This window comes from Aestuariibaculum lutulentum, assembly GCF_032926325.1.
Lineage (GTDB): Bacteria > Bacteroidota > Bacteroidia > Flavobacteriales > Flavobacteriaceae > Aestuariibaculum > Aestuariibaculum lutulentum.
Genome location: NZ_CP136709.1, coordinates 236643 through 263096 on the forward strand (window position 1 = coordinate 236643; position 26454 = coordinate 263096).

The window sequence follows — 26454 nt, forward strand, 5'->3', positions numbered from 1 at the left end:
TACTTCAAGTCTTTTTAAATACGTATTTTTGTCCTCCATATGAGCAAACAAATAACAAGCATACAGAATTCGTATATAAAGCAATTAGTTCAACTAAAAGATAAATCTCGTGAACGTAAAAAATCGGGACTGTTTTTAATTGAAGGTGTTCGTGAAATTTCATTGGCAGTAAAAGGCGGCTATCAACTTGACACCATATTATTTTACCCGGATTTAATTTCTGAAACTCAACTCAATAATGTTGTTCATTTAAACACCAATCGCATTGAAATCTCAAAAGAGGTTTACGAAAAGTTAGCCTATCGCGACACGACAGAAGGGGTTTTAGCTGTTGCAAAATGTAAAACACATCAGTTTGAAAATTTGAAATTCAACACCAAAACGCCTTTAATTTTAGTTGCCGAAGCACCTGAAAAGCCAGGAAATATTGGTGCCCTATTAAGAACAGCCGACGCAGCCAATGCCGATGCTGTAATTATTGCCAATCCCAAAACCGACTTATACAACCCGAACATTATCCGTTCAAGTGTTGGTTGTGTGTTTACAAACCAGATTGCAACCGGAACAACCGAAGAAATCATCTCTTTTTTAAGTTCTCAAAATATTAATATTTACTGCGCTGCGCTGCAAGCTTCAGTTGATTATCATACGCAGGATTTCACCAAACCAACCGCTATTGTTGTTGGTACCGAAGCGACTGGATTAAGCGATACCTGGCTAAAACATTCAACCCGAAACATCATCATTCCCATGCAAGGTGAAATCGATTCTATGAACGTGTCGGTTGCTGCCGGCATCCTGATTTTTGAAGCCAAACGCCAAAGAAATTTCAAATAAAAACATGACTTCCACTACTCTATTTTATATTATTATAGCCATAATTATTGTCAATTTTATTGTCGATAAAATTCTTGATGCGCTTAACGCAAAACATTTTAATGATGCTTTACCTAAAGATTTGCAAGATGTTTACGATGAAGCTGAATACAAAAAATCACAAAGCTATAAGTCTACCAAATATAAATTTGGCATTATAACCTCAACATTTTCTATTGTTTTAACCTTGGGGTTTCTATTGTTAGATGGCTTTGCATGGGTTGATAACATGGCCAGAATCTATAGTGAAAATCCGATTATAATTGCTTTAATTTTCTTCGGAATTATCATGATTGGAAGCGACATTTTAACCACGCCATTTTCATATTACAGCACCTTTGTTATTGAAGAACAATTCGGTTTTAATAAAACTACTCTTAAAACTTTTATACTTGACAAAATAAAAGGTTGGTTCATGATGGCTATTGTTGGTGGAGGTATTCTAGCTTTAATCATTTGGTTTTATCAATTTTCAGGTGAATATTTCTGGTTATATGCCTGGGGACTGGTTACTGTTTTTACAATATTTATGAATATGTTTTATTCCAAACTTATAGTGCCCCTATTTAATAAGCAAACCCCTTTAGATGCTGGCGATTTACGCGATAAAATTTCAGCTTATGCCAATACGGTAGGATTTAAACTCGATAAGATTTTTGTTATTGACGGCTCAAAACGCAGCACCAAAGCCAACGCCTATTTTTCAGGGTTTGGAAGTGAAAAACGTGTAACCCTTTATGACACCTTGATTAATGATTTGGATGATGAAGAAATTGTTGCGGTTTTGGCTCATGAAGTAGGACACTACAAAAAGAAACACATTATTTTCAATTTAGTATCTTCAGTTTTACTTACCGGAGTTATGCTTTATGTGTTATCGCTTTTCATTTCAAATCCGTTACTTTCAAATGCCTTAGGAGTAGACATGCCGAGCTTTCACATTGGTTTAATAGCCTTCGGGATGTTGTATTCACCTATTTCAGAAATTACAGGATTAATTATGAATGTGTTTTCACGTAAGTTTGAATACCAAGCCGATGATTACGCAAAAACAACTTATAAAGGCGAACCTTTAATTACGTCGTTAAAAAAACTATCAAAAAACAGTTTAAGTAATTTAACACCACATCCGGCGTATGTGTTTATGCACTATTCGCACCCAACACTTTTACAACGTATTCAGAACTTAAGAAATTAGATTTTTTAAAAAATTCGAAAATAATTTTAACTATAACGTGAATAAAACCTCATAAAAAGCAGTCTGTTTATATCTTATTAATTCTCTTAATTAATTTTGGAGCGTTTTTTGTGTCAAAACAATTAAACTTTAGAAATATCGTTATTTTTGCTACAAACTTTTTAATCTTGAAAAAATTAAACCCCTTATACTATTTACTTGTCTTGTGCCTAATTATAATTGGTAATATTTCCGCTCAAGAAAAGAAAAAAATAGAAATCAAATATTCCGGTAGACTTAATGTTGACGAAGAAAACTATCCTGGAGCGAAACTTTTAACCAGAGACGATGCTCAGCAAGTACATATTGCTCATGGAAGTATTGAAATGTGGTGTGATAAAGCGATTCACTACAGTGCTGAAAATTTTATTGAAGCCTACGGAAATGTAAAAATGATTCAGGGAGACACCATTAATATGTCTTCTAAATATATTGAATACAGTGGTATTTCACAGCTGGCTTTTGCCAGTGGTGACGTGGTTTTAAAAGACCCCAATTCTACTATTTCAAGCGACACTTTATATTTCGACAGAATCAATCAGGAAGCTTTTTACAAAAGTGGCGGCACCGTTGTAAAGGACACTTCAGGAACCATTACCAGTCAAATTGGTCGTTATTTAATGCAACAAAAAAAATATCGTTTTACAGAAAATGTCGTTTTAACAAATGAAGACGCCGTAATAAATTCAAATTACTTCGATTTTTATTCCGACACGGGGAAAGCATATTTATATGGACCATCGACTATTGTAACCGAAACCAGCAAAACGTATTGCGAAAAAGGGTTTTACGATACCAAAAACAAAACCGGTTTTGCTGTTAAAAATTCAAGAATCGATTATGATAATCGTATTATAGAAGGTGATAGCTTATATTTTGACAACAACATAAGTTTCGCTTCAGCCACAAACAATATTAAAGTAACCGATACTATAAACAAAACCATTGTTAAAGGTCATTATGCTGAAGTTTTTAAAGAGAAAGATTCTATTTTCATTACAAAACGCGCTTTAGCAGTTACTAAACAGGAAAACGATTCCATCTACATGCACGCCGATAAAATTATGGTTACAGGCAAACCCGATGAACGTATTTTAAGAGCCTATTATAAAGCTAAAATCTTTAAAACGGATTTAAGTGGTAAAGCAGACTCTATACACTCCAATCAAAAAACAGGTTTAACACAACTTATAAATCTAAACCGTTTAGCTACTACTGATAAGTTTTCTACCATAAAAAAACCTATCATGTGGAATGCCGAAAGCCAGATGACAGGTGATACAATACATCTATTTTCAAATACAAAAACTGAAAAATTAGATTCTCTTCTTGTTTTCAACAATGCGTTTATCATTAGTAAAGACACCCTTACCGATGATGGATATAATCAAATAAACGGATTAAAATTGTTAGGTTTATTTGATGAAGAAAATCAGTTACGAACAGTTGATATTACCAAAAACGCACAATCTATTTTCTATGTTCGTAATGATAAGCAAGAATTGGTTGGTATTGACAAGGCTAAATCCGGAAGTATTTCTATTCTTTTTGCCAATGGTGATATTGAAGAATACACCCGTTTCAACCAAGTTGACGGAACCCTGCCTCCAGAATCCAAATACCTTGACAAAGACAAACGTTTAAAAGGCTTTGACTGGCGTGAAGATGAAAGACCAAAATCTGTTGAAGATTTATTTAAAGAAGATGAACCTTTAGTTCTTCCAAAAATACAAGGTCTTGACGATTACATTCCCGAAGACGACTTCTTTAACGAAGAGATGATGCAGCGAATTAATATGGCTGGTAATAGTCAGGATTTTTTAGGGAATAACCTAGATAATCTCTTAGAATTTCCAAATAATTTTGAAAATCCGAAATGGAAAAAGTTTAATATTTCTGTGAAACCGGAAATTACAAATGCTCCAAATCAAACAAATACTTCTAGTCAAATAGTTAATACAGGTAAAAGCAATGCTATTATTTGGCAAGACATATCCAAACCAAAAGGAAGACTTAAAGCCTCAATATGGCTAAAAGGTAAAGGAAAAATAGTTTTTAGATTACAAATTAAAAATAATAACGGAAAAGGATTCAAAGATTTATCTAATGTAAATATTACTCTCGAAAATAAATGGAAAAAATATGAATTGGAGGGAGTTCAAACTAAAACTCATGATTTCAAATTTTTATTAGGACAAATTCAAACAAATGATGAAGTTTACATATGGAACGCATCACTTATAGAAATCAAAGAATAATTTAAAGCATGAAACAAGACTTCTTAAAATATCAGGCGCAAACTTCACCATTTCCATTAGCTATGGAAATTTCTCATGCTAAAGGCAGTTATATTTATGACACTGATAATAATGCCTTTTTAGATTTTGTTTCAGGAGTTTCAGCGACACCGCTCGGACACAACCATCCTAAAGTGGTAAATGCCATAAAAGAGCAACTTGACAAATATATGCATGTTATGGTTTATGGGGAATACGCTCAAAAAGCACCTGTAGAGCTTTGTAAACTAATTGCAGAACATTTACCTAATCCATTAGATAAAACTTATTTAACCAATTCAGGAACTGAGGCCATTGAAGGTGCGCTTAAACTTACCAAACGTATTACCGGCAGAAGTGAAATAATCGCGGCTAAAAAAGCGTATCATGGTAACACCATGGGTTCTATGAGTGTTATGGGCTACGAAGAACGTAAACAAGCGTTTAGACCCTTACTTCCCGGCATTCGATATATTGAATTTAATAATGAAGAAGATCTTTTAAGAATAACAGATAAAACTGCCGGAGTCATTTTAGAGACTATTCAAGGAGGTGCTGGTTTTATAGAGCCACAAAATGATTACTTAACTAAAGTTAGAAAACGTTGTGATGAAGTTGGTGCTGTTCTTATTTTAGATGAAATTCAACCGGGTATTGGTCGTACGGGGAAATTATTTGGTTTCGAAAATTACAACTGTGTACCTGACATTGTAGTTATGGGCAAAGGTCTTGGTGGCGGGATGCCTATTGGTGCGTTTACAGCTTCAACAGCTCATATGGATTTATTGATGGACAATCCAAAAATGGGACACATCACCACTTTCGGCGGGCATCCGGTGATCGCTGCGGCAGCTTTAGCTACATTAAAAGAAATTACAGAAACCAACCTGATGACTGAAGCTTTGGAAAAAGAACAACTTTTCCGAAAACTTCTGGTACATCCTTTAATAACCGAAGTACGAGGAAAAGGCCTTATGCTTGCCCCAATAATGCAATCTGTTGACATTGCTAACACCGTTATTTTAAAGAGTCAGGAAGCCGGTTTAATTCTCTTTTGGTTGCTCTTCGAAGGTCGGGCAGTAAGAATAACGCCACCTCTAACGATTTCAAATGAAGAAATAATGAAAGGATGTTCTATAATTATTTCCATTTTAGACGAAATTCTTGAAAGCTAAAACATCGACAAACGACTAAATACCAACAAACAACTTAATTTTTCAAATAAACTCCTTAACTGTTCATTACTTTGTTAAAAACATTTAAGTCTTGAACGTTAATCGTCAAAATAGAACATTAAATTTATAGTAGTAGAACTTTACAAATGTGCCTATGGAGTTTAGTCAAGATGAAAACAACAATTTACCTCTAACCAAATTCGAGTCGATGTTAAAAACAAACCACGTTTTGTTTTTCGACTCAGAGGAATTTGAAAACATCATTCATCACTATCTAAATCAAGGAAAGATAGCTTTAGCAAAAAAAGCCATCAAACTTGGTCTAGATCAACATCCTACCTCGGTCAATCTCAGACTTTTTAAAGTTGAAGTTTACGTGTTTGAAAACAAACTTGTTGAAGCAGACACCCTACTTAATGAACTTTATAATCTGGATCCGATGAATGAAGAGATCTACATCCAGAAAGCCAATATCTTTTCTAAAAAAGACGACCATCAGCAAGCTATCGATGTGCTTAAAAGAGCCCTAGAACTGACCGATGACGTTGTAGATTTGTATTCGCTTATAGGAATGGAATACCTTTTTCTTGATGAATTTGAAAAAGCTAAAGAATGTTTTATGAAGTGTTTAGAAGAAGATCTTGAAGATTATTCGGCACTGTATAACGTGATTTATTGTTTCGAATTTTTAAATCAATCTGAAGAAGCTATTGAGTACCTTAATATCTTTTTAGACAAAAACCCGTATTGTGAAGTTGCCTGGCATCAACTCGGAAAACAGTACTACAATCTTAAAAATTACAAAAAAGCATTAGCTGCTTACGATTTCGCCATTATTTCAGATGACACCTTTGTTGGTGCTTATTTAGAACGTGGTAAGGTTTTAGAAAAACTGAAACGTTTTAACGAGGCTATTGAAAACTATACCATTACTTTAGAGTTGGACGACCCAACCTCGTTTGCGTTGCTACGTATTGGTAGCTGTCATGAAAAACTTAAAAATGATGAATTAGCGGTTCAATATTATTATAAAACTGTTCATGAAGATCCGTTATTAGATAAAGGTTGGATTGCGATTACGCGTTTTTATAACAAAAAAAGAAACTACGATAAAGCCTTATACTATATCAATAAAGCCATTAATATAGATTCTGAAAACGTAGTTTACTGGAAGTTGTATGCGCAAATCAATCATCGATTAAATCATTTAGAAGAAGCTGAACGTGGTTTTAAGAAAGCTTTAGAGCTAGGAAATTACGAATTAAACACATGGCTTTCCAGAGGTGATATTTTAATTAAACTTGGCGAACCTGAAGCTGCTATTTATAACTTTGAGCAAGCCATAGAATTTTACCCGGAAAATTCTGAAATAGAATATCGTTTAGCTGGTTTATATTTTTCTCTAAATGAAAATGATAAAGGTATTTTTTATCTGAAAAATGGTATAGATCATAACGAAGATTACGCTTTTATTATCGAAGAGCTTTTCCCTGAAGTTGCCAATAAGATACTTGTTAAAAACATACTAAAAACAAATCAATAAGCGTCTGTTTAATTAAAATGTATACCTTTGGTTTTTATGCAAAACCAAAATATGCAACGACGCTTAATTGATTATTTAATCATTACTTTTAAAGGTTTAGCCATGGGTGCAGCCGATGCTGTTCCTGGTGTTTCAGGTGGTACTATCGCTTTCATTTCCGGAATTTACGAAGAGTTAATTTCTACCATTAGCAACGTTAATCTTTCGCTGTTTAAAATACTTTTTAATAAAGGGATTAAAGCCTTTTGGATTGAAGTAAACGGTAATTTTATTCTTGCACTTTTAAGCGGAATTGTTATTAGCTACGTTTCTTTTATGAAACTGGCTAAATACCTTCTTGAAAATCAACCTATTTTAATCTGGTCTTTCTTTTTTGGTTTAATTGTAGCGAGTATTTATTTTGTTGGAAAACAAGTAACAAAATGGGATGCCTCTGTAATTTTAGCTCTTATTGTAGGTGCTGTTATTGCTTTTTACATTAGCTCATTACCTGCTATGGAAAATAGCGATAGTGATTGGTTTCTGTTTTTTTCAGGAGCCATTGCCATTTGCGCTATGATTCTTCCGGGTATTTCAGGCTCTTTCATTTTAATTATATTAGGCGCTTATAAAACCTTAAGTGATGCCATTCACGACGTAGATATTAAAAAATTAATTATCTTTTTTTCAGGAGCTCTTATTGGTTTGTTGAGTTTTAGTCATGCGTTAAAATGGTTATTCAAAAACTATCACAATATCACCTTAGCTCTGCTTACCGGATTTATCTTTGGGTCTTTAAACAAGGTATGGCCTTGGAAAAATACTTTGTCATGGCATACAAATTCCGAAGGCATAAAATCGCCATTAATTCAGGAAAGCATCTCTCCATTTGCTTTTGAAGGGAATAATCAAATTGTCTTTGCCATAACTTTAATGTTACTGGGATTTTTAACTATTTTTATTCTTGAAAAAGTAGGAGCAAAAAAAGTATAAATGGAAAGCACTAGAACACTAAAAGACAAAATTTTTCTGGTTCTAAAAGGATTAGGAATGGGTGCTGCCAATAAAGTACCTGGCGTGTCTGGAGGTGTTGTTGCTTTTGTAGCTGGCTTTTACGAGGAATTTATTTATTCCTTAAAAAAGATAAATGGAAAAGCTTTTAAACTTCTAATTAACGGTCGTTACAAAAGCTTTTACAATTACATTAACGGACGATTTATTAGTCTGTTATTCTTGGGAATGATTGTTAGCTATTTTAGTGTTTCAAAAGTGTTGGATTATCTTATTGAGCACTACGAACTCTACGTCTGGAGTGTGTTTTTTGGAATGATTATCGGCTCCATTTATTACATCAACAAAGATTTTAAAGATTGGAATTACCGCACCTACACCTCTCTAGCCATTGGTATTTTATTGGGAGCTGGTATTAGTTTTTTAAATCCTGCTAAAGAAAACGACAACCTTTGGTTTGTATTTTTCTGTGGGATTATTAGTGTTTCTGGAATGACCTTACCAGGATTTTCAGGGTCTTTCATTCTTATTTTATTAGGTAATTATGTCCTTCTGCTAGTCGATTCGGTAAATGCCTTATACGATACGTTTTCAGACATCTTCAGCGGAAACTTCGACTTTATACACAATTCGCAACGCATTCGTATGTTAAAGGTTTTAGCGGTTTTTACCCTAGGGTCTATAACTGGTTTAGTTACCTTTTCCCATATGCTAAGCTATATTTTAAAACGCTACAAAAGCATTACTCTTTCTGCTATTATCGGATTTATTGTCGGATCTCTTGGTGTGGTTTGGCCGTGGAAACATACCATTTACAAACTTACCGAAGACGGTAAGCCTTTGTTCGATTCTACAGGAACTAAAATCGTAGCCAACTATCAACGCTATATACCGGAACTGAATACAGAAACCTATTACGCCATTGCTTATATCTTTTTAGGCATTACCATCGTTCTGGCTTTAGAGTATTACGGACAAAAAACACGAAAAATTAATGAATAAACTAGGCCTTTTAGGTAGAAATATCTCCTACTCTTTCTCAAGATCTTACTTCAAAAAGAAGTTTGAGGACGCTGAAATAACGAATACAACTTACGAAAATTTCGATATTCCTTCGATTGATGACCTTCAAAACATCATTAAAAACACACCAGACTTAAAGGGTATGAATGTAACCATTCCTTATAAAGAGGAGGTTATTCCTTTTCTGGATAAGCTAAATAAAAAAGCAAAAGCTATTGGAGCCGTTAACACCATAAAAGTTACTAAAAAAGGAAAACTTATTGGCTACAATACCGACTGTTACGGATTTAAGAAATCGCTAAAACCTCACTTAAAAAAGCGTCATAAAAAGGCTTTAATACTAGGAACCGGTGGCGCAAGTAAAGCCATTGCTTACACTCTGAAAAAACTAGGTATAAAATATCACTATGTATCACGTACAGCTTCAGAGCATGTTAAATTCACATACGATCAGTTAACAGAATCTATTGTAGCAGACCATCAGCTTATTATCAACTGTACTCCTCTTGGAACATTTCCAAATATTGAAAATCATCCAGACATTCCATACAGCGGTATCACCGACAAACATATTTTATTCGATTTAATTTATAATCCGGAAGAAACCACCTTTTTAAAATTAGGAAAAGAACGTCAGGCAACCACAGTAAACGGCTTAGACATGTTGGTTTTTCAAGCTGAAAAAGCATGGTCTATCTGGAATGTTACTATTTAAACTCATTAAAAATTTCAAAATTTCTTACATCAGACACAAATAATTTGCCTTCTAAATATTTGTAAATAATAGACTTGTTAGTATCTTTAAACACACAAAGCTGTATTACGAACCCTAACATTGTTAAAATGTCTGATTTAAATAACCTGAACGGAAAAGAAGAGCTAAGTAAGAATGAGGAGCATTCTGAAGAAAAAATAGTTGAAAACACGTCAATAGAATCTACAGAAACTACTGATGCCAAAGAATCTGAAATTACGGAAGAAGACAAAACTGTCCCTGCTTCTGTTTCAGAGTCTGATAGCGATGATCACGGTTTAGATGAAATTGATGAATCTAATGCTGAAGACGCCGAGGATGAAGGTCATAAAGACAGACATACCATTGAGCTTAAAGCTTACGACACCATGTCGCTTGAAGCTCTTGCTATCGAGTTAGAGCGTTTACTTAGAACCGAAAAAGTACAGGCTATAAAAACCCATGTTGAAGCTATCAATAATGAGTTTAAAGATAAATTTCAAGCGCTTCTAGATGAGAAAAAAGACGATTTCTTAAATGAAGGTGGTAACGAAATAGACTTTTATTACAGCTCTCCGGTTCAAAAACGTTACAAAGCAGCTTACAACGATTATCGCAGAAAGCGTAACGAATACTATCAAAACATTGAAAAAAATCTAAAACAAAATTTAACCGATAAACTTGAAATTATAGAAGAGCTTAAAGGTTTAATTAACGTTGAAGAAAATATAAATACCACATACAAGCACTTTAAAGAACTTCAGGAGCGCTGGAAAAATACAGGTCCTATTCCTCGAGATAAATACAACAATGCCTGGAATAGCTACCACCACCACGTAGAAATGTTTTACGATTTTCTGCACCTAAACAGAGACTTACGTGATTTAGACTTTAAGCACAATTTAGAACAAAAGCTTAAGATTATTGAGCGCGCTGAGGAACTGGCCAAAGATGACAATGTTATGCGTGCCTTTAGAGAGTTGCAAGAGCTTCACAAAATGTGGAAAGAAGAACTAGGTCCGGTACAAAGGGAATATCGTGAAGATATCTGGAATAAATTTAAGGTAGCAACAAAAACGATAAACGATAAACGTCAGCTGTATTTCCAAGAAATCGATAAAGTTTACGATAAAAATCTTGAAACGAAACTTGATATTATTGAGGCTATTAAAACCATAACAGCCGAAAACATTACTTCTCATAACGGTTGGCAAAAGAAAATTAAGGAAGTTGAAGATCTTAGAGAATCCTTCTTTAACGCAGGTAAAGTTCCTATAAAGGAAAATGAAAATACCTGGGCTAAATTCAAGGAGGCTGTAAGAACGTTTAACCGAAGTAAAAACGGATTCTACAAAGACCTTAAGAAAGAACAGTACACCAATCTTCAAAAGAAACTGGATTTAATTAAAATTGCTGAAGACAATAAAGACAGTGAAGATTACGAGGTTACCACCCCGTTGATGAAGAAAATTCAAAGTGACTGGAAAAAAATAGGTCATGTGCCTCGTAAAGACAGTGATAAAATCTGGAAACGATTTAAAACCGCATGTAATTTTTACTTCGATAAGTTACATGCCAAAAAGAATGCAGCTAACAAGGAAGGACTGGAAGCATTTGGTAAAAAGTTAGAACTTTTAGATACCCTAAAAAACCTAAAACCTTTTACAGATAAAGAAAAGGGCATTGAACAAATTAAAGAGTTCACCAATCAATGGAAAGATATAGGGCGTGTACCAAATGATAAGCGCTATATAGAGGGTAAATTCAATAAAGCTGTAGATGATTTGTTATCGAACCTTGAAATGGATAAAAACGAAGTTGAAATGATTAAGTTCGAAAACAAGCTTGATCATATGAATACTGAAGATGATAATAGAGATTTAGACAACGAACGTTCATTCATTCGTAAAAAAATTGATGAAGTTAAGAGCCAAATCAACCAATTGGAAAACAACTTACAGTTTTTCACGAATGTTGATGATAATAATCCATTAGTTAAAGAAGTTCATAACAATATTAAGACTCACAAAGAAGCCTTAGAACTATGGGAAACCAAGTTGAGTAAAATTAAAGAACTGTATTAACTAAAATAATTACAACATAAAAAAAGCGGCTAAAAAGCCGCTTTTTTATTTCATATATTAAATGTTAGAAACATTTTTCAATAACATTTTTCATTACAGAATACGAAGTTGATGCTCCTGGTGAAGCTCCTAATAAAGCGGCAATTGTTTTATCTTTAGAAACAATAATTTCGGTTCCGAATTCTAACTTACCAAAACCTTTTTTGTTTCGCTTAATAATCTGTACACGCTGTCCTGCAACTACAATTTTCCAATCATCGTCGTTAGCTTCCGGATAAAACTCTCTAAGCATTTCCATACGATCTTTAAAATTTAAACTTACCTGCTTAATTAAATACTTAACCAAAGGTAAATTTTGATAACCTGCACCAAGAAGACTCATTATATTATCAAACTCTACCGATCGTGGTAAGTCGAACATCGAACCATGTTTTAAGAACTTAGTGGTAAATCCGGCAAACGGACCAAACAATAATTCTTTACGGCCATTAATCATGCGTGTATCCATATGAGGTACAGACATGGGTGGTGAGCCTTTTTTAGCTTTACCATAAACCTTTGCCTGATGTCTTTCAATAACCTCAGGATTTGTACAGCGTAACCATAAGCCACTAATTGGGAATCCACCGTAGCCTCTAGCCTCTTTAATATTCGATTTTTCTAATAAAGGCAAAGCACCACCTCCAGCACCAATAAACACATAATTAGTTACAATCTTCCAGTGTTTACCCACATTTTGTCCTTTAACCGAAATTAACCATCGTTTATTATCGGTTTGCTGTAAGTTGTAAACGTTACTGTTGTTTACCAACTCAACATTATCCTGTTTTCCTAAAAAGTTAAATAACTGGTCGGCTATTTCACCAAAATTAACATCATATCCTTTCTCAAAATAGGTAGCAGCAACGATTTCTTTTTCGTCTCTCCCCTCCATCATTAGAGGAATCCATTCTTTAATTTCATTAATCTCCTTAGAAAACTGCATATCTCTAAAATGAGGAACTTCCTTTAAAGCATACCAACGCTTCTCTAAAAACTCTACATTCTTTTCGCCTTCAACAAAACTGATATGGGGTACTTCGTTAATACACTTTGACAGGTTTTTGATATATCCTTTTTCGGCACAATCTTTCCAAAACCCTAGTGTTTCGTTGAACTGCTCTGAAATATTTATTGCTTTAGTGGTATCAATTGAACCCTTTTTAACAGCACCTTTCTTTTCCGGAGTATAATTTAACTCACAATTACCTGCATGACCAGTTCCTGCATTATTCCATGCTTCAGAACTTTCTTCTGCCATTTTAGGCAGCTTTTCAATAATTGTTATTTTCTTACCAGGAAATTTCTCAAAAAGTTGGATTGCCAATGTGGCACTCATTATTCCACCTCCGATGAGAACAAACTCGGAGTGCTTAATCGTTTTAGCCATTTCTGAAACCTTGTTTCTTTTTTAATCGCTTGCAAAGATAATCGTTTCTTAAAGATATAAAATCTATACCCTAAACAATATTTTTAATTTTTTAGTATTGAAATAATTGGCAATTAATATTAGAAATATGTTAAGGTTATAGACGCAGAGTCAAGATATTAGTAAATTGTTTTACAACTTTTTAGCCTCTTCCCAAAACACATCCATCTCGGTTAAGGTCATTTCTTTAAGCGGTTTATTTAACCCCTGAGCTTTTTCTTCTAAATATTTAAAACGTTTTGAGAACTTTTTGTTGGTACGTTCTAAAGCATTTTCAGGGTTTACATTTAAAAATCTAGCATAATTTACCATTGAAAAAAGTACATCTCCAAATTCACTTTCAATGGCATCCTGATTATTTGAATCTATTTCAGCTTTTAATTCCTGAAGTTCTTCTTCAACCTTTTCCCAAACCTGATGCGGCTCTTCCCAATCAAACCCTACCCCGGCAACTTTCTCCTGAATTCTGTTAGCTTTAACTAAAGCTGGCAAACTGTTAGGTACCCCTTCAAGAACGCTTTTTTTACCTTCTTTAAGCTTCAGGTTTTCCCAGTTGCGCTTCACGTCTTCTTCATTTTCAACTTTTACATCACCATAAATATGCGGATGTCTATTAATTAACTTTTCACAAATACTATTACAAACATCAGCAATATCGAAATCGTTGGTTTCACTGCCTATTTTAGAATAAAATACAATATGAAGCAACACATCCCCCAATTCCTTTTTAACCTCTTCCAAATCGTTATCTAAAATGGCATCACCTAACTCGTAGGTTTCTTCTATAGTTAAATGACGAAGCGTTTCCATGGTTTGCTTTTTATCCCATGGGCACTGTGCTCTAAGCTCATCCATGATGGTTAACAATCTATCAAATGCTTTAAGTTGCTCTGCTCTTGTATTCATTGAGGTAAGTTTTTTGTAAAAATACAATTCTATACGTTTTTCAAGCTTTATTGCAATAAAAAATCCAGCTTATTAGCTGGATTTTTTATTTGTATATTCTTTAAAGATTAAGCATTTTCTGCAGCAATTAAATTTAATGCTGAACCTGCTTTATACCAGGCAATTTGTGCTTCATTATAAGTGTGATTCAATTTAATGACATCTTTACTACCATTTGCATGAACAACTTCTAAGGTCAACTGCTTATCTGGAGCAAATTCATTTAAATCTAAGAAGTTAAAAGTATCATCCTCCTGAATTAAATCGTAATCTGATTCATTTGCAAATGTCAAACCTAACATCCCTTGCTTTTTAAGGTTTGTTTCGTGAATACGCGCAAACGACTTCACAATAACCGCGGCTACACCTAAATGTCTTGGTTCCATGGCTGCGTGTTCTCTAGAAGACCCTTCACCATAATTATGATCGCCAACAACTATCGTCTTAATACCTTCTTTTTTATACTGACGTTGTACATCTGGTACTCCACCATACTCACCCGTTAATTGATTTTTAACAAAGTTTGTTTGTTGGTTATAAGCGTTTACGGCACCAATTAAACAGTTATTAGAAATATTATCTAAATGACCACGGAAACGTAACCAAGGACCCGCCATAGAAATATGGTCAGTTGTACATTTTCCGAAGGCTTTTATTAATAATTTGGCGCCTTTAATATCATCACCAATTGGCGTGAATGGCGTTAATAATTGTAATCTTTCAGATTTTGGATCTACAATCACCTGAACATGACTACCATCTGCCTCAGGTTCGATATAGCCATTATCTTTAACTTCGAAACCTTTTGGTGGTAACTCCCATCCTGTTGGCTCATCGAACATGACTTCTTCTCCTTCTTCGTTGATTAATTTATCGGTCATCGGATTAAAATCCAATCGACCCGCAATAGCAATCGCGGCTGTTAATTCGGGTGAAGCTACAAAAGCATGCGTATTCGGGTTACCATCGGCACGTTTGGCAAAGTTTCGGTTGAATGAATGCACGATACTGTTTTTTGGTGCATTTTTCGGATCGCTGTAACGTGCCCACTGCCCTATACATGGTCCGCAGGCATTCGTAAAAATTTTAGCGTCTAATTTTTCAAAAACTTCAAGAATACCATCGCGTTCTGCCGTGTATCTCACTTGCTCTGACCCTGGATTAATACCTAATTCAGCTTTCATTTTAACACCCTTATCAATGGCTTGTTGAGCAATTGATGAGGCACGCGATAAATCTTCATACGAAGAATTGGTACAAGACCCTATTAAGCCCCACTCGACCACAATTGGCCAATCATTAGCTTTGGCCTTCTCTCCCATTTCTTTTCCTGCAGGAGTTGATAAATCTGGTGTGAAAGGTCCATTTAATAACGGATTTAATTCCGATAAGTTAATTTCAATCACCTGATCGAAATACTGCTCTGGATTGGCATAAACTTCTGGGTCGGCAGTCAAGTATTCTTTAACTTTGTTAGCTGCATCAGCAACATCGGCTCTTTCGGTAGAACGTAGATAACGCTCCATAGATTCATCGTAACCAAAAGTAGATGTCGTTGCACCAATTTCGGCGCCCATATTACAAATGGTTCCTTTACCGGTACACGACATGGCAGTTGCTCCTGGTCCGAAATATTCAACGATAGCTCCTGTCCCTCCTTTTACGGTAAGAATTTCAGCCACTTTTAAAATCACATCTTTCGGTGCTGTCCACCCGGATAATTTACCGGTTAATTTCACACCAATAAGCTTAGGGAATTTAAGCTCCCAAGCCATACCTGCCATAACATCAACGGCATCGGCACCACCAACACCAATAGCGACCATTCCTAATCCGCCTGCATTAACAGTATGTGAATCGGTACCAATCATCATTCCGCCAGGAAATGCATAATTTTCTAAAACCACCTGATGAATGATTCCTGCACCCGGTTTCCAAAAACCAATGCCATATTTATTTGAAACAGATTCCAAAAAATTAAATACTTCACTACTCACACTATTCGCTTGTCTTAAATCGGCTGCAGCTCCATCTTTGGCTTGAATTAAGTGATCACAATGTACGGTTGTAGGCACAGCAACTTTACTTTTTCCGGCTTGCATAAATTGTAGTAACGCCATTTGCGCAGTTGCATCCTGACATGCGATTCTATCTGGAGCGAAATCGACATAATCTTTACCTCTTGTAAATGCGGTGGTTGGATTCCCATCCCATAGGTGATTATACAATATTTTCTCAGAAAGCGTTAAAGGTTTACCCACCACTTTACGAGCAGCATCAACACGCTCGGCCATTCGGGAATAAACGCCTTTAATCATTTCAATATCAAATGCCATATTTTTTCTTTATTTAAATTGTTTAAATTCCCTCTAATTTATTAAAAATATCGCGACAGGACTTACTAATTAACTAAATATTAGCCTATTTATACTGATTTTAGAAAGCTGAAATACGAAAATTTTCCCCTAAAAATCCATAAAAAAAGAGCCTGAATAAAATCCAGGCTCCTTTTCTACTTATTTTTGAGATATTCTGAAATATCTAATTATCCTTTATTTAGTATGCTACCGCAGCAGTACTCAATTGTTTGTGAGGTGGTTTAAACTTCGTTAAAACAATACCCTCAACAGCCGCTTGATACTCTTCAATATTTGGTGTTCTACCTAAAATTGTAGATAATACCACTACCGGAGTAGATGATAATAAAGATTCTCCTTTTTTCTCTCCTGAATCCTTAACCACACGACCTTGGAATAAACGAGTTGATGTTGCCATTACAGTATCTCCCGGTTCAGCTTTCTCTTGGTTACCCATACATAAGTTACAACCCGGACGCTCTAAGTAAAGCATGTTTTCGTATTTAGTACGAGCTAAACCTTTTGGTTCATTATCATCGAATTCAAATCCTGAATATTTTTGTAATACTTCCCAGTCACCTTCAGCTTTTAACTCATCAACAATGTTATATGTTGGAGGTGCAACTACTAGAGGCGCTTTAAATTCAACTTTCCCTTGTTGCGCTTCGATATTTTTTAACATCTGAGCTAAAATCTTCATATCGCCTTTGTGAACCATACAAGATCCTACGAAACCTAAATCTACCTGCTTAGTACCGCCGTAGAAAGATAACGGACGAATCGTATCGTGTGTATAACGCTTAGAAACGTCATCGTTGTTTACGTCTGGATCGGCGATCATTGGCTCAACGATTTCATCTAAATCGATAACTACTTCAGCAAAATAATTCGCGTTAGCATCAGGACGTAAAGCTGGTTTCTCTCCAGATTTAATTTCCTCAATTCTTGCATTTGCTTTATCAATAAGTCCTTGAAGCACTTGTTTTGCATTATCCATACCTTTATCAATCATGATTTGGATACGATCTCTTGCGATTTCTAACGATTCGATTAAGGTTTCATCTTCTGAAATACAGATAGATGCTTTGGCTTTCATTTCAGCCGTCCAATCGGTAAATGTAAAGGCCTGATCTGATGTTAAGGTACCTATGTGCACTTCAATTACACGACCTTGGAATACGTTTTCACCACCAAATTGCTTTAACATTTGTTGTTGTGTTGCGTGTACCACATCACGGAAATCCATATAAGGTTTCATTTCACCTTTGAAGGTCACTTTTACCGACTGCGGAATTGGCATCGTTGCTTCACCCGTTGCTAAAGCTAACGCCACAGTTCCTGAATCGGCACCGAAAGCCACACCTTTAGACATACGTGTATGTGAGTCACCACCAATGATGATGGCCCAGTCGTCGATTGTAATATCGTTTAATACTTTGTGAATAACGTCGGTCATGGCGTGGTATTCTCCTTTAGGATCGCGCGCTGTGATTAATCCGAAGTCATTCATAAACTTCATTAATTTAGGAATGTTCGCTTTTGACTTGTTATCCCAAACAGAAGCCGTGTGACATCCCGATTGGTAAGCACCATCAACTATTGGAGAAATAACTGTAGCCGCCATCGCTTCTAATTCCTGAGACGTCATTAATCCAGTAGTATCCTGAGATCCTACAATATTTACTTCAACACGAACATCTGAACCCGCATGTAATGTTTTACCTGGCGTTGTTCCAACAGCATTTTTGTTGAAAATTTTCTCTACAGCAGTTAAACCTTGTCCTTCAACAGAAATTTCTTTAGAAGGTGCATAAACCGTTGGCGCCTCAATACCTAAAATACCTGCTGCAATAGTTTGTAATTTTTTACCAAAAACGACAGCATAAGAACCACCAGCCTTAATGAACTCCACTTTTTGCGGTGTTAATGCAGTAGAAATATCTTTTAATTCAACGTCGCCGTTGTATAATTTTTTCTCTTTTGTATTAATTGTAAGTACCGTTCCTGTTTCAACAGAATACGCTTGTTCTAAAACAGGATCTCCATTTTCATCTAAAACGGTATTACCAGCTTCATCGGTTTTCTTAACCCAGTTTTTAAGGTCGATACCAATACCACCAGTTACCCCAACAGTTGTTAAGAAAATTGGAGAAATACCATTTGTTCCGGCAATGATTGGAGCGATATTAATAAACGGCACATACGGACTCGCCTGAATACCTGTCCATAACGCTACGTTATTCACACCAGACATTCTTGAAGATCCCACTCCCATGGTACCTTTCTCTGCGATTAACATCACGCGTTTGTCTGGGTGTTGTTGTTTTAATGCAGTTAATTCATTCTGCATCTCTTTATTGTGTTCGAAAATACACTGACCGTGTAATTCTCTATCTGATCTTGAATGCGCATCTGCTCCTGGTGATAACAAATCTGTTGAAATATCACCTGTACCTGCGATAAACGTAACGATTTCGATTTTTTCGTCAACCTCCGGAAGATTAGTAAAGAATTCAGCTTTAGCGTAGCTCTCTAACAAATCTTTAGCAACAGCATTCCCTCCTTTATAAGCTTCTTCTAAACGATTAGTATCTGCATCATATAAGAAAACCTGAGTTTTTAAAACTTCAGCAGCTTGCTTAGCGATAGCTTCGTCGTTTCCTAAAGCTAAATCTAAAAGTACCTCAATAGAAGGTCCACCTTTCATGTGCGATAACAATTCAAAAGCGAAGGTTGGAGTAATTTCTTCAACAACAGCATTACCAAGAATAATCTCTTTTAAAAACTTTGCTTTTACACCAGCTGCACCAGTAGTTCCCGGCACCACATTGTAAATAAAAAATTTAAGCGAATCTTCACGATTTGCGTTGTTCAAATCCTTAATTTGTTCAATAATCTCGCTTAATAAATCAGCTCCATCAATTGGTTTTGGGTGAAGTCCCTGAGCTTTTCGTTCTTCGATTTCCTTGATGTAATCGTTGTACATATTCATATTATTAGAAGTCATTTCAATTTTTTGGCTCTTTAAAAACGCTATACTGTAGTTCAGATTATCTGATTACAGCCCCTATATATTGTTTTAAAGCCGTTTAACTTAGTTTTTTCTTTAGCCTCGCAAAAGTACTGAATTAATACAAAGTTTTAAAAATAAAACAAGGAATACAATACCGAATAATACTTAATTATTATTGTGTTATAATTATTAAGTATGGTTTGAAATTTTTTAATGAAATTCAATAAAAAAATGCTTTTTTGGTAACTACACTTAATTCAATATTCTTTTAAAAAATGGTTTATCTCTTAAATTCGTCATTGGTTTTTCGAAATACGTATATAACAAATGACTTAAATAAAAAGACAATCCCCAATAAGTCAGCAAAGTTATGATTTTAATTATCATTGAAGCTTCACAAATACTGCCAATATGTTGAATACTTAACAAAACCACTGAATAATTAAGCAAATAAAGAGCATAAGATATAATACTTAATTTAGTAGTAAGTATTTTTACGTAGCCTTGAATATCAATTTCTATTATAGAAGGAAAAAACAACAGTAAACTAATAGAAATTAATGGCAGGTAAAATACATTAAAAAACAAAGGAGTATTTACAGGTGTTAAGTTATTGAAGTAAATTAAAACGTGTATTCCTGAAAACAAAATAACTCCCACCATAAATAACAGTAAATTATATCTCTTAAAATAACTTTTAAACTGCTTCATTACATATACTAAAACAAACCCATAATAAATACTATCTATTCGGTAAATAACAACTTTTCTCAAAGCGCTACTCCACATCTCAGCCGAATCAATCTTTTGATTTAAATGAAATTGATACCTTAAAACTCCTGAGCTAATAATGACAAACCCTGTAATTCCAATAAACAAATACTTTTTTGAAACCGATTTAAAAGAATTAAAAGTTAAAAACAGTAGTAGTGGCCCTATGATATAAGCATATTCTTCAATGGACAAACTCCAGGATTCAGTAAAAAAATCGGGTTGTGGATTTGAGAAGTTTTGCAAAAATAAAAAATAGTTTCCTATTCCTTTTAAAATTTCACCAGTAAACAGAAATAATAAAAGCACATTTAAAGCTAATACCAAAAAGTAATTTGGAAGAGTCCTGAACCAGCGCCTTATCCAAAAATACAAGAAATCATTCCATGAGGTTTTTCCTAAATCTATTTGTTTTAAAATGATACCACCAATTAGAAATCCACTTAAAACAAAAAACAAATCTACTCCTATAGTCCCGAAAAATCTAATTATAGTAAGTAGTAAACTATCCTGATTAGGAAATAATAATATTGTTGAATGTGAAAATAAAACTAATAAAATGGCTGATGCCCGAATTGCATCTAATCCAAAAACTCTATGCTTATTATCTATAGTAATAGATATCTATATTTAGATTTTAAAACAAACTCTTGATGATTTGATCTTCGGTAATACCTTCCGCTTCAGCTTTATAGTTCTTGATAATTCTATGACGTAAGATACCATTAGCCACAGCCTGTACATTTTCAATATCCGGTGAAAATTTACCGTGAATGGCTGCATGGGTTTTTGCCGCCAATATTAAATTTTGAGAAGCTCTAGGTCCAGCACCCCAATCGATATAATTTTTAACTAAATCTATGGCAGATTCTGAATTTGGTCTTGTTTTCCCAACCATGGTTACGGCATATTCAACCACATTATCGGCAACAGGAATACGACGAATTAATTGCTGGAAATCGATAATCTGCTTTGCAGTAAATAAAGCCTTGATTTCCTTTTTAGAGTCTGTTGTTGTCGATTTTACAACTTCTACTTCCTCCTCAAACGTTGGGTAATCTAAATTAATGGCGAACATAAAACGGTCTAACTGTGCTTCGGGTAACGGATACGTTCCCTCCTGCTCAATCGGGTTTTGTGTTGCTAAAACAAAATATGGTAAATCTAATTTGTAGTGATGCCCAGCCACAGTTACCGCACGCTCCTGCATAGCTTCCAATAAAGCTGCTTGTGTTTTTGGTGGCGTTCTGTTTATCTCATCGGCTAAGATAATATTCGAAAAAATAGGACCTTTAATAAACTTAAAGTGACGGTCTTCATCTAAGATTTCACTACCTAAAATATCACTTGGCATTAAATCAGGCGTAAATTGAATACGTTTAAAATCTAAACCTAACGCCTGAGCAATGGTATTAACCATTAAAGTTTTGGCTAGTCCAGGCACACCAATTAAAAGTGAATGTCCGCCAGAAAAAATGGAAATTAATATTTGATTTACAACCTCGTCCTGACCAACAATGATCTTAGCGATTTCGGTTTTTAAATCTTTATACTGCTTTACAAATTGTTCAATAGCGGAAACATCTGACATATATTATTTTTTTAACCAGTTACTAGAAAAGTTACAATCTCTATACTCACCACTAATTTTTATGTAAGTATCCATGATTTTTTCCTGTTGCCATTTAGCAATAGCATCAATTTTCTTTTCGTCTAAAGCTAATTGTTTTATTTTTAAATAATCGCGGGCATAGTTTGCTTCATGCTCATCAATCCTATCGGTAACCATTAGTATTTTAAACTTAACACCGCCTGTACGATCTTCTTCTTTATATACCAAACTTACCTCGTTATCTTTTAAATTTTGAATCTGAGTATATAACTCGGTATCCATTCTGGTTAATTCAAAATTATAATCTTGTGTTGCCGGATTAATTAACTGTCCGCCATCACCTCTGGTTTCTTTTTCATCACTGGCTTCTCTTGCAGCATCGGCAAAAGAAATCTCGCCATCAACAATACGCTGTCTTACTTTTTCCAAACGTTCTTTAGCTTCTTTAATCGCCTCGTCTGATACTTTTGGTGTTAATAAGATATGTGCTACATCTCGTTCCTGTCCTCTAACTTTTTCACAGTAAATAATGTGATAACCATAATCCGTTTTAAAAGGTTCTGAAATCTCACCTTCCTGAAGCGCAAAAGCTACCTGTCTGAACTCTCTAACCATTCGAGGCTGATTTCTGTTCAAGGTATACTTTCCTCCCTTACTGGCAGAACCCGGATCTTCTGAATATAAAACGGCTTTAGAACGGAAACTTGATCCGTTTTCTAAAATATCTCTTTTAAATTCTTTTAAACGATTGATTACACGTTGCCTTTCCTCTTCAGCCACTTTAGGCTCTGCTACAATCTGAGCTACTTTCAACTCAGTACCAAATGTCGGACGCTGATCTTTTGGAATTTTATTGAAAAACTCACGAACTTCTTCTGGAGTAATTTCAATTTCACCAACAATCTTTTTCTGCATTTCCTGAGCTAACATGTTCGCTTTATTGATTTCGAACATCTCATCTCTAAAACTTTGCTCATCATCTTTATTATAGAACTTCAACAAAGCCTCCATAGAACCATTTGTAGACTGTAAAAACTGTTCGATTTGATAATCTACATTTTGTCTGATTTGCGCATCAGACACCACAATACTATCCTGAATGGCGTGATGTGCGTATAATTTATCTTCTAAAAGTTTACCAAACAATTCGCAACGACCAATATCTTTGGTATTTACACCCTGTGCCTGTAATTGCACATAAGCCTTATCGACATCTGAATCTAATAAAATATAGTCTCCAACTACAGCAGCAACGCCATCTACTTTTTTAGCATTTTGGTTTGCAGGAGCTGCTTCCTTTACCTCTTCCTTAACTTCGTCTTCAATGATTTCCTGAGCAACCATTACCTGTGCCCCAAGTAATGCTATGCATAAACCCAATATGTGTTTCAAATTATTTATAGATTTCGAATTGTTTATTTGTAATGGCATCTTTAGTTATATCTTTTTCTAATTTTCGAATAAGCTCGAGCTTTCTTTTGTTGATTACAATTTGATCGATGGTTGGTTTTACATATTCCAACGGTGCCGTATCTTTAGGCAATAACACATCGTTCACCTGCATCAAATATACTCCTAATGAATCTTTGAGCTGCACAAAATTAGATTTTTTTAACAGTTGATCTTTATTTTCCGGGGTAATTGCTGTAATTTTTTTAACCACCTGACTGGCCTTAATCCAAATGGAATCGTTAAGTGAATACGATTTAAACTGAATAGACAAGGAGTCTAGTACGCGCTTATCTTTATCATTAAAACGTTTAAACCGCTCAACTACAGATTTATAATTATTCATATTTTCATCAATATGAATATATCTAAACTTAATTAATTCTTCATTCAGTTTAAAAGCATCCTTATTTATATTATAATAGGTTTCTGCTTCCTCTTTTGAAATCACAGAATCGATACTTCTCGCCACTAAAGCCTCAACATAAGCTTTGGTGTACAAATCGTTTTTATACTGATTAACCAGCTTGTTGAAATTATTTTGTGTTGCTTCACTTAAATTAAGCTTTGCTCCATCGACCAATAACTGTTGCGTTGCCCATTGATTAATGTAATTCTGAACCACTAAAGTACTGTCTTCTTTTGAAGTACCTTCAGATACTAAATCTTTAATATCGTCGTAATACAAATAGCTTTCATTAACTCGTGCAACAGGGATACGGTCATCGACTTCTTTAAAGAAATGACACGAGGTTGCCAAAAGCAACACTAATATCGAGAGACTTTTAAAACGCACTTGATTTACTTATTTAGTTTTAGTTGAGATTTTACCTGATTTAAAACCTCCTGGTTTACCTCTACAGGATATTTTGCAGCCAATTCGGCTACCCATTGTTCCTCCTTATAGGTTTGATAATCGCTAAGCACTAACCCTTTTGATTCCTCGAATGTTCTTTGAGTTTCCGGAATTATATCTTTTACATTCACTAATACAAACGCATCGTTGTGCTTGTAAATTTTAGACACCCCTTTTTTAAATTCAAAGTTCTCTGGTAACACCTGATGGCCAGCATCCATAATTTCCTCTGTAAAGATAACATCTATTTTATCATTACTATTCACTAAAGCCTTAATATCTTCAACAGACATACCTTGTTCTATTAATTTTGATACTTTCTTAAGTGTTTTTTGTTGGGCTGAAGACGCTACAACAGCATCAATCTTTTCTGGCGCTATATACTTAGCTTTATGAGATTCATAAAAATTTCTAACTCCTAAAGAATCTGTTTTAGCTGCATCCCAAATGGTAGACTCCATTAAATCGAATAACAATAAACCATCGCGATACTCACCTACAATATGCGCAAAATCTTCATCCTCTTCTTCTAAATGCTCTTCCTGATATTTAACCAAATTAGTATTTAAGAAACTTTCATAAGCTTGATTTACAATATTTTCAAAAGTATCTGCGCTTCTGTTGTAATGTTGATTTTTAACTAAGAAATTACCAAAATCAACAAATAACAATTGTTCATCTCCAATTTTAACCAAAGGCTTATTCGCCTCAAAAGCGACAGGAAGCTTCCATGATAATTTATAATAATCGTCATTTAAAAGTCCTACAAAATATGGTAAAGCAGGTTGTTCTTCTGATACGCCGTACTTAGCTCTTAACTTAGCATACAACGCTTCATCAATTAACTTTGAACGTTCGTCACGCTTAACCATTTGTTCCAGTTCCGGACGCATATCTTCAAAACTTGCGATTGGTTTTTTATTTAACAATTTTATAATGTGCCAACCGTATTCTGTTTTTATGGGTTCTGAAATATCACCAACTTCCTCTAATCCAAATACCGTATCCTCAAACTCTTTTGAATTAAGCTGTCCGCTGCTTATAGGTGTTAATCGTCCACCATTTGAAGCCGTACTTTTATCTTCTGAAAATTGTTTTGCTAAGGTTTCAAAAGTTTCACCTTGTTGTAGTTTTTTATAAATATCCTGAATTCTTTCAGCAGATTGTTCCTGATTAGCATCTTCCTTTTTTTGGAAAATCATAATATGAGCCACAGTGCGCTCACCTCTAGACTTACGTTTATCCTGAACAGATACAATATGATAACCAAAACGCGTTCTAAACGGCATCGAAATTTCTCCTACTGGTGTATTGTAAGCCGCGTTTTCAAACTTGTACACCATTTTAAAACCAGAAAACCAATCTAGATCTTCTCCGTAAATGGTTTGTCCGTTATGCACTTCTTCTCTTACCTTTTCAAAACCTTCAGCTAAAGCTCGGTCCCGAAGTTTTATGATATCGTTATAAGCTACAAGTGTATCACTCGGACTGGCATGCTCAGGTAATTTAATGAGAATATGACTGGCCTTTACGTCGTAAGACACCCTATTGTAAGCTTCCTCTACCAACTCATCGGTTACCTTATTGTCGGTAATATAACTGTTTGCCAATTGCTTCTTATAATTCGATAATTCCCGAATGTAAGATGGCTTTTCATCTAACTTTAAAGCTCTGGCTTCTTTTAACTTTAATTTGTAATTGGTAAAAAGTTTCAAATACTCGTCAACATCTTTTTGAGATTCATCCTGTACTAAATCTAAATTCTTATTGTAAACCCTTATAAATTCAGAAGCTGTAACGGGTTCACTATCGACTGTAAATAACACGTCTTCTTTAGATGTTTGGGCCTTTACCTGAGGTAAAAACAAAGTGAAGAATAAAACAAAAATATACTTTATATTCATATTAAAAATTTAAACCATAGCAACAAAAATACTAATATAATGCTATAATGCAAGTTGCTTTAAGTAAGCTTTGAAAAGATATATTTTAAGTGCTATTTTAATTATATCTTTTTAACTTTCGGCATTCATTTTTATTGCATAA

The 26454-nt window shown here is 34.6% G+C and carries 18 protein-coding genes; 9 read left to right on the forward strand and 9 right to left on the reverse strand.

The window, feature by feature from the left end:
• Positions 1–39 precede the first annotated feature (39 nt).
• The 9 genes from R1X58_RS01015 (at position 40) to R1X58_RS01055 (ending at position 11937) form a co-directional block, all read left to right on the forward strand.
• Positions 40–837 (forward strand): TrmH family RNA methyltransferase, encoded by a 798-nt coding sequence (locus R1X58_RS01015; protein WP_240571354.1) that lies wholly within the window; start codon positions 40–42, stop codon positions 835–837.
• A gap of 4 nt (positions 838–841) precedes the next feature.
• Positions 842–2074, forward strand: coding sequence for a M48 family metallopeptidase (locus tag R1X58_RS01020; RefSeq protein ID WP_240571356.1), 1233 nt, complete (start codon positions 842–844; stop codon positions 2072–2074).
• A 167-nt stretch (positions 2075–2241) separates the two neighbouring features.
• Complete coding sequence (locus tag R1X58_RS01025; protein ID WP_317293003.1) at positions 2242–4371, forward strand: OstA-like protein; 2130 nt, start codon at positions 2242–2244, stop codon at positions 4369–4371.
• An 8-nt stretch (positions 4372–4379) separates the two neighbouring features.
• Positions 4380–5564 (forward strand): aspartate aminotransferase family protein, encoded by a 1185-nt coding sequence (locus R1X58_RS01030; protein ID WP_240571361.1) that lies wholly within the window; start codon positions 4380–4382, stop codon positions 5562–5564.
• A 154-nt stretch (positions 5565–5718) separates the two neighbouring features.
• Positions 5719–7107 (forward strand): tetratricopeptide repeat protein, encoded by a 1389-nt coding sequence (locus tag R1X58_RS01035; RefSeq protein ID WP_240571362.1) that lies wholly within the window; start codon positions 5719–5721, stop codon positions 7105–7107.
• A 51-nt stretch (positions 7108–7158) separates the two neighbouring features.
• On the forward strand, positions 7159–8079 hold the full coding sequence (locus tag R1X58_RS01040) for a DUF368 domain-containing protein (protein WP_240572660.1): 921 nt from the start codon (positions 7159–7161) through the stop codon (positions 8077–8079).
• Positions 8080–9099 (forward strand): DUF368 domain-containing protein, encoded by a 1020-nt coding sequence (locus tag R1X58_RS01045; RefSeq protein WP_240571364.1) that lies wholly within the window; start codon positions 8080–8082, stop codon positions 9097–9099. It abuts the gene before it with no gap.
• Positions 9092–9835 (forward strand): shikimate dehydrogenase family protein, encoded by a 744-nt coding sequence (locus tag R1X58_RS01050; RefSeq protein WP_240571366.1) that lies wholly within the window; start codon positions 9092–9094, stop codon positions 9833–9835. Before R1X58_RS01045 ends, R1X58_RS01050 begins: the two co-directional genes overlap by 8 nt.
• A gap of 128 nt (positions 9836–9963) precedes the next feature.
• Positions 9964–11937, forward strand: a complete 1974-nt coding sequence (locus R1X58_RS01055; protein WP_240571368.1) for a DUF349 domain-containing protein — start codon at positions 9964–9966, stop codon at positions 11935–11937.
• A 64-nt stretch (positions 11938–12001) separates the two neighbouring features.
• Here the strand turns inward: R1X58_RS01055 and mqo are convergent, their stop codons facing one another.
• The 9 genes from mqo to R1X58_RS01100 all read right to left on the reverse strand — a co-directional run bounded on the left by mqo (position 12002) and on the right by R1X58_RS01100 (position 26312).
• Entirely contained in the window at positions 12002–13366 is a 1365-nt protein-coding gene (gene mqo, locus R1X58_RS01060; RefSeq protein WP_240571370.1) for a malate dehydrogenase (quinone), read from the reverse strand.
• 171 nt (positions 13367–13537) lie between these two features.
• Entirely contained in the window at positions 13538–14311 is a 774-nt protein-coding gene (gene mazG, locus R1X58_RS01065; RefSeq protein WP_240571372.1) for a nucleoside triphosphate pyrophosphohydrolase, read from the reverse strand.
• A 107-nt stretch (positions 14312–14418) separates the two neighbouring features.
• Positions 14419–16686 (reverse strand): aconitate hydratase, encoded by a 2268-nt coding sequence (locus tag R1X58_RS01070; protein ID WP_240571375.1) that lies wholly within the window; start codon positions 16684–16686, stop codon positions 14419–14421.
• A 220-nt stretch (positions 16687–16906) separates the two neighbouring features.
• Positions 16907–19699 (reverse strand): bifunctional aconitate hydratase 2/2-methylisocitrate dehydratase, encoded by a 2793-nt coding sequence (locus R1X58_RS01075; protein ID WP_240572661.1) that lies wholly within the window; start codon positions 19697–19699, stop codon positions 16907–16909.
• Between the two features lie 273 nt (positions 19700–19972).
• Entirely contained in the window at positions 19973–21115 is a 1143-nt protein-coding gene (locus tag R1X58_RS01080) for an acyltransferase family protein (RefSeq protein WP_317293016.1), read from the reverse strand.
• Between the two features lie 13 nt (positions 21116–21128).
• Positions 21129–22082 carry an AAA family ATPase gene (locus R1X58_RS01085; protein WP_240571378.1) on the reverse strand — a complete coding sequence of 318 codons (954 nt, stop codon included), beginning with the start codon at positions 22080–22082 and terminating at the stop codon, positions 21129–21131.
• Between the two features lie 3 nt (positions 22083–22085).
• Positions 22086–23534, reverse strand: coding sequence for a peptidylprolyl isomerase (locus R1X58_RS01090; RefSeq protein ID WP_240571380.1), 1449 nt, complete (start codon positions 23532–23534; stop codon positions 22086–22088).
• Positions 23497–24312: a peptidylprolyl isomerase gene (locus tag R1X58_RS01095; protein WP_258225959.1), complete on the reverse strand. Its 816-nt coding sequence runs from the start codon at positions 24310–24312 to the stop codon at positions 23497–23499. The genes R1X58_RS01090 and R1X58_RS01095 overlap by 38 nt, the downstream gene beginning before the upstream one ends.
• Before the next feature lie 41 nt (positions 24313–24353).
• On the reverse strand, positions 24354–26312 hold the full coding sequence (locus R1X58_RS01100; protein WP_240571385.1) for a peptidylprolyl isomerase: 1959 nt from the start codon (positions 26310–26312) through the stop codon (positions 24354–24356).
• Positions 26313–26454 lie beyond the last annotated feature (142 nt).

Bases quoted from the DNA above. Each gene is read 5' to 3' on its own strand.
- mazG (WP_240571372.1), bottom strand. From the start codon at position 14,311: ATGAATACAAGAGCAGAGCAACTTAAAGCATTTGATAGATTGTTAACC.
- R1X58_RS01090 (WP_240571380.1), bottom strand. From the start codon at position 23,534: ATGCCATTACAAATAAACAATTCGAAATCTATAAATAATTTGAAACAC.
- R1X58_RS01055 (WP_240571368.1), top strand. From the start codon at position 9,964: ATGTCTGATTTAAATAACCTGAACGGAAAAGAAGAGCTAAGTAAGAAT.
- R1X58_RS01045 (WP_240571364.1), top strand. From the start codon at position 8,080: ATGGAAAGCACTAGAACACTAAAAGACAAAATTTTTCTGGTTCTAAAA.
- R1X58_RS01075 (WP_240572661.1), bottom strand. From the start codon at position 19,699: ATGAATATGTACAACGATTACATCAAGGAAATCGAAGAACGAAAAGCT.
- R1X58_RS01035 (WP_240571362.1), top strand. From the start codon at position 5,719: ATGGAGTTTAGTCAAGATGAAAACAACAATTTACCTCTAACCAAATTC.
- R1X58_RS01100 (WP_240571385.1), bottom strand. From the start codon at position 26,312: ATGAATATAAAGTATATTTTTGTTTTATTCTTCACTTTGTTTTTACCT.
- R1X58_RS01020 (WP_240571356.1), top strand. From the start codon at position 842: ATGACTTCCACTACTCTATTTTATATTATTATAGCCATAATTATTGTC.
- R1X58_RS01050 (WP_240571366.1), top strand. From the start codon at position 9,092: ATGAATAAACTAGGCCTTTTAGGTAGAAATATCTCCTACTCTTTCTCA.
- R1X58_RS01040 (WP_240572660.1), top strand. From the start codon at position 7,159: ATGCAACGACGCTTAATTGATTATTTAATCATTACTTTTAAAGGTTTA.
- R1X58_RS01030 (WP_240571361.1), top strand. From the start codon at position 4,380: ATGAAACAAGACTTCTTAAAATATCAGGCGCAAACTTCACCATTTCCA.
- mqo (WP_240571370.1), bottom strand. From the start codon at position 13,366: ATGGCTAAAACGATTAAGCACTCCGAGTTTGTTCTCATCGGAGGTGGA.
- R1X58_RS01085 (WP_240571378.1), bottom strand. From the start codon at position 22,082: ATGTCAGATGTTTCCGCTATTGAACAATTTGTAAAGCAGTATAAAGAT.
- R1X58_RS01015 (WP_240571354.1), top strand. From the start codon at position 40: ATGAGCAAACAAATAACAAGCATACAGAATTCGTATATAAAGCAATTA.
- R1X58_RS01070 (WP_240571375.1), bottom strand. From the start codon at position 16,686: ATGGCATTTGATATTGAAATGATTAAAGGCGTTTATTCCCGAATGGCC.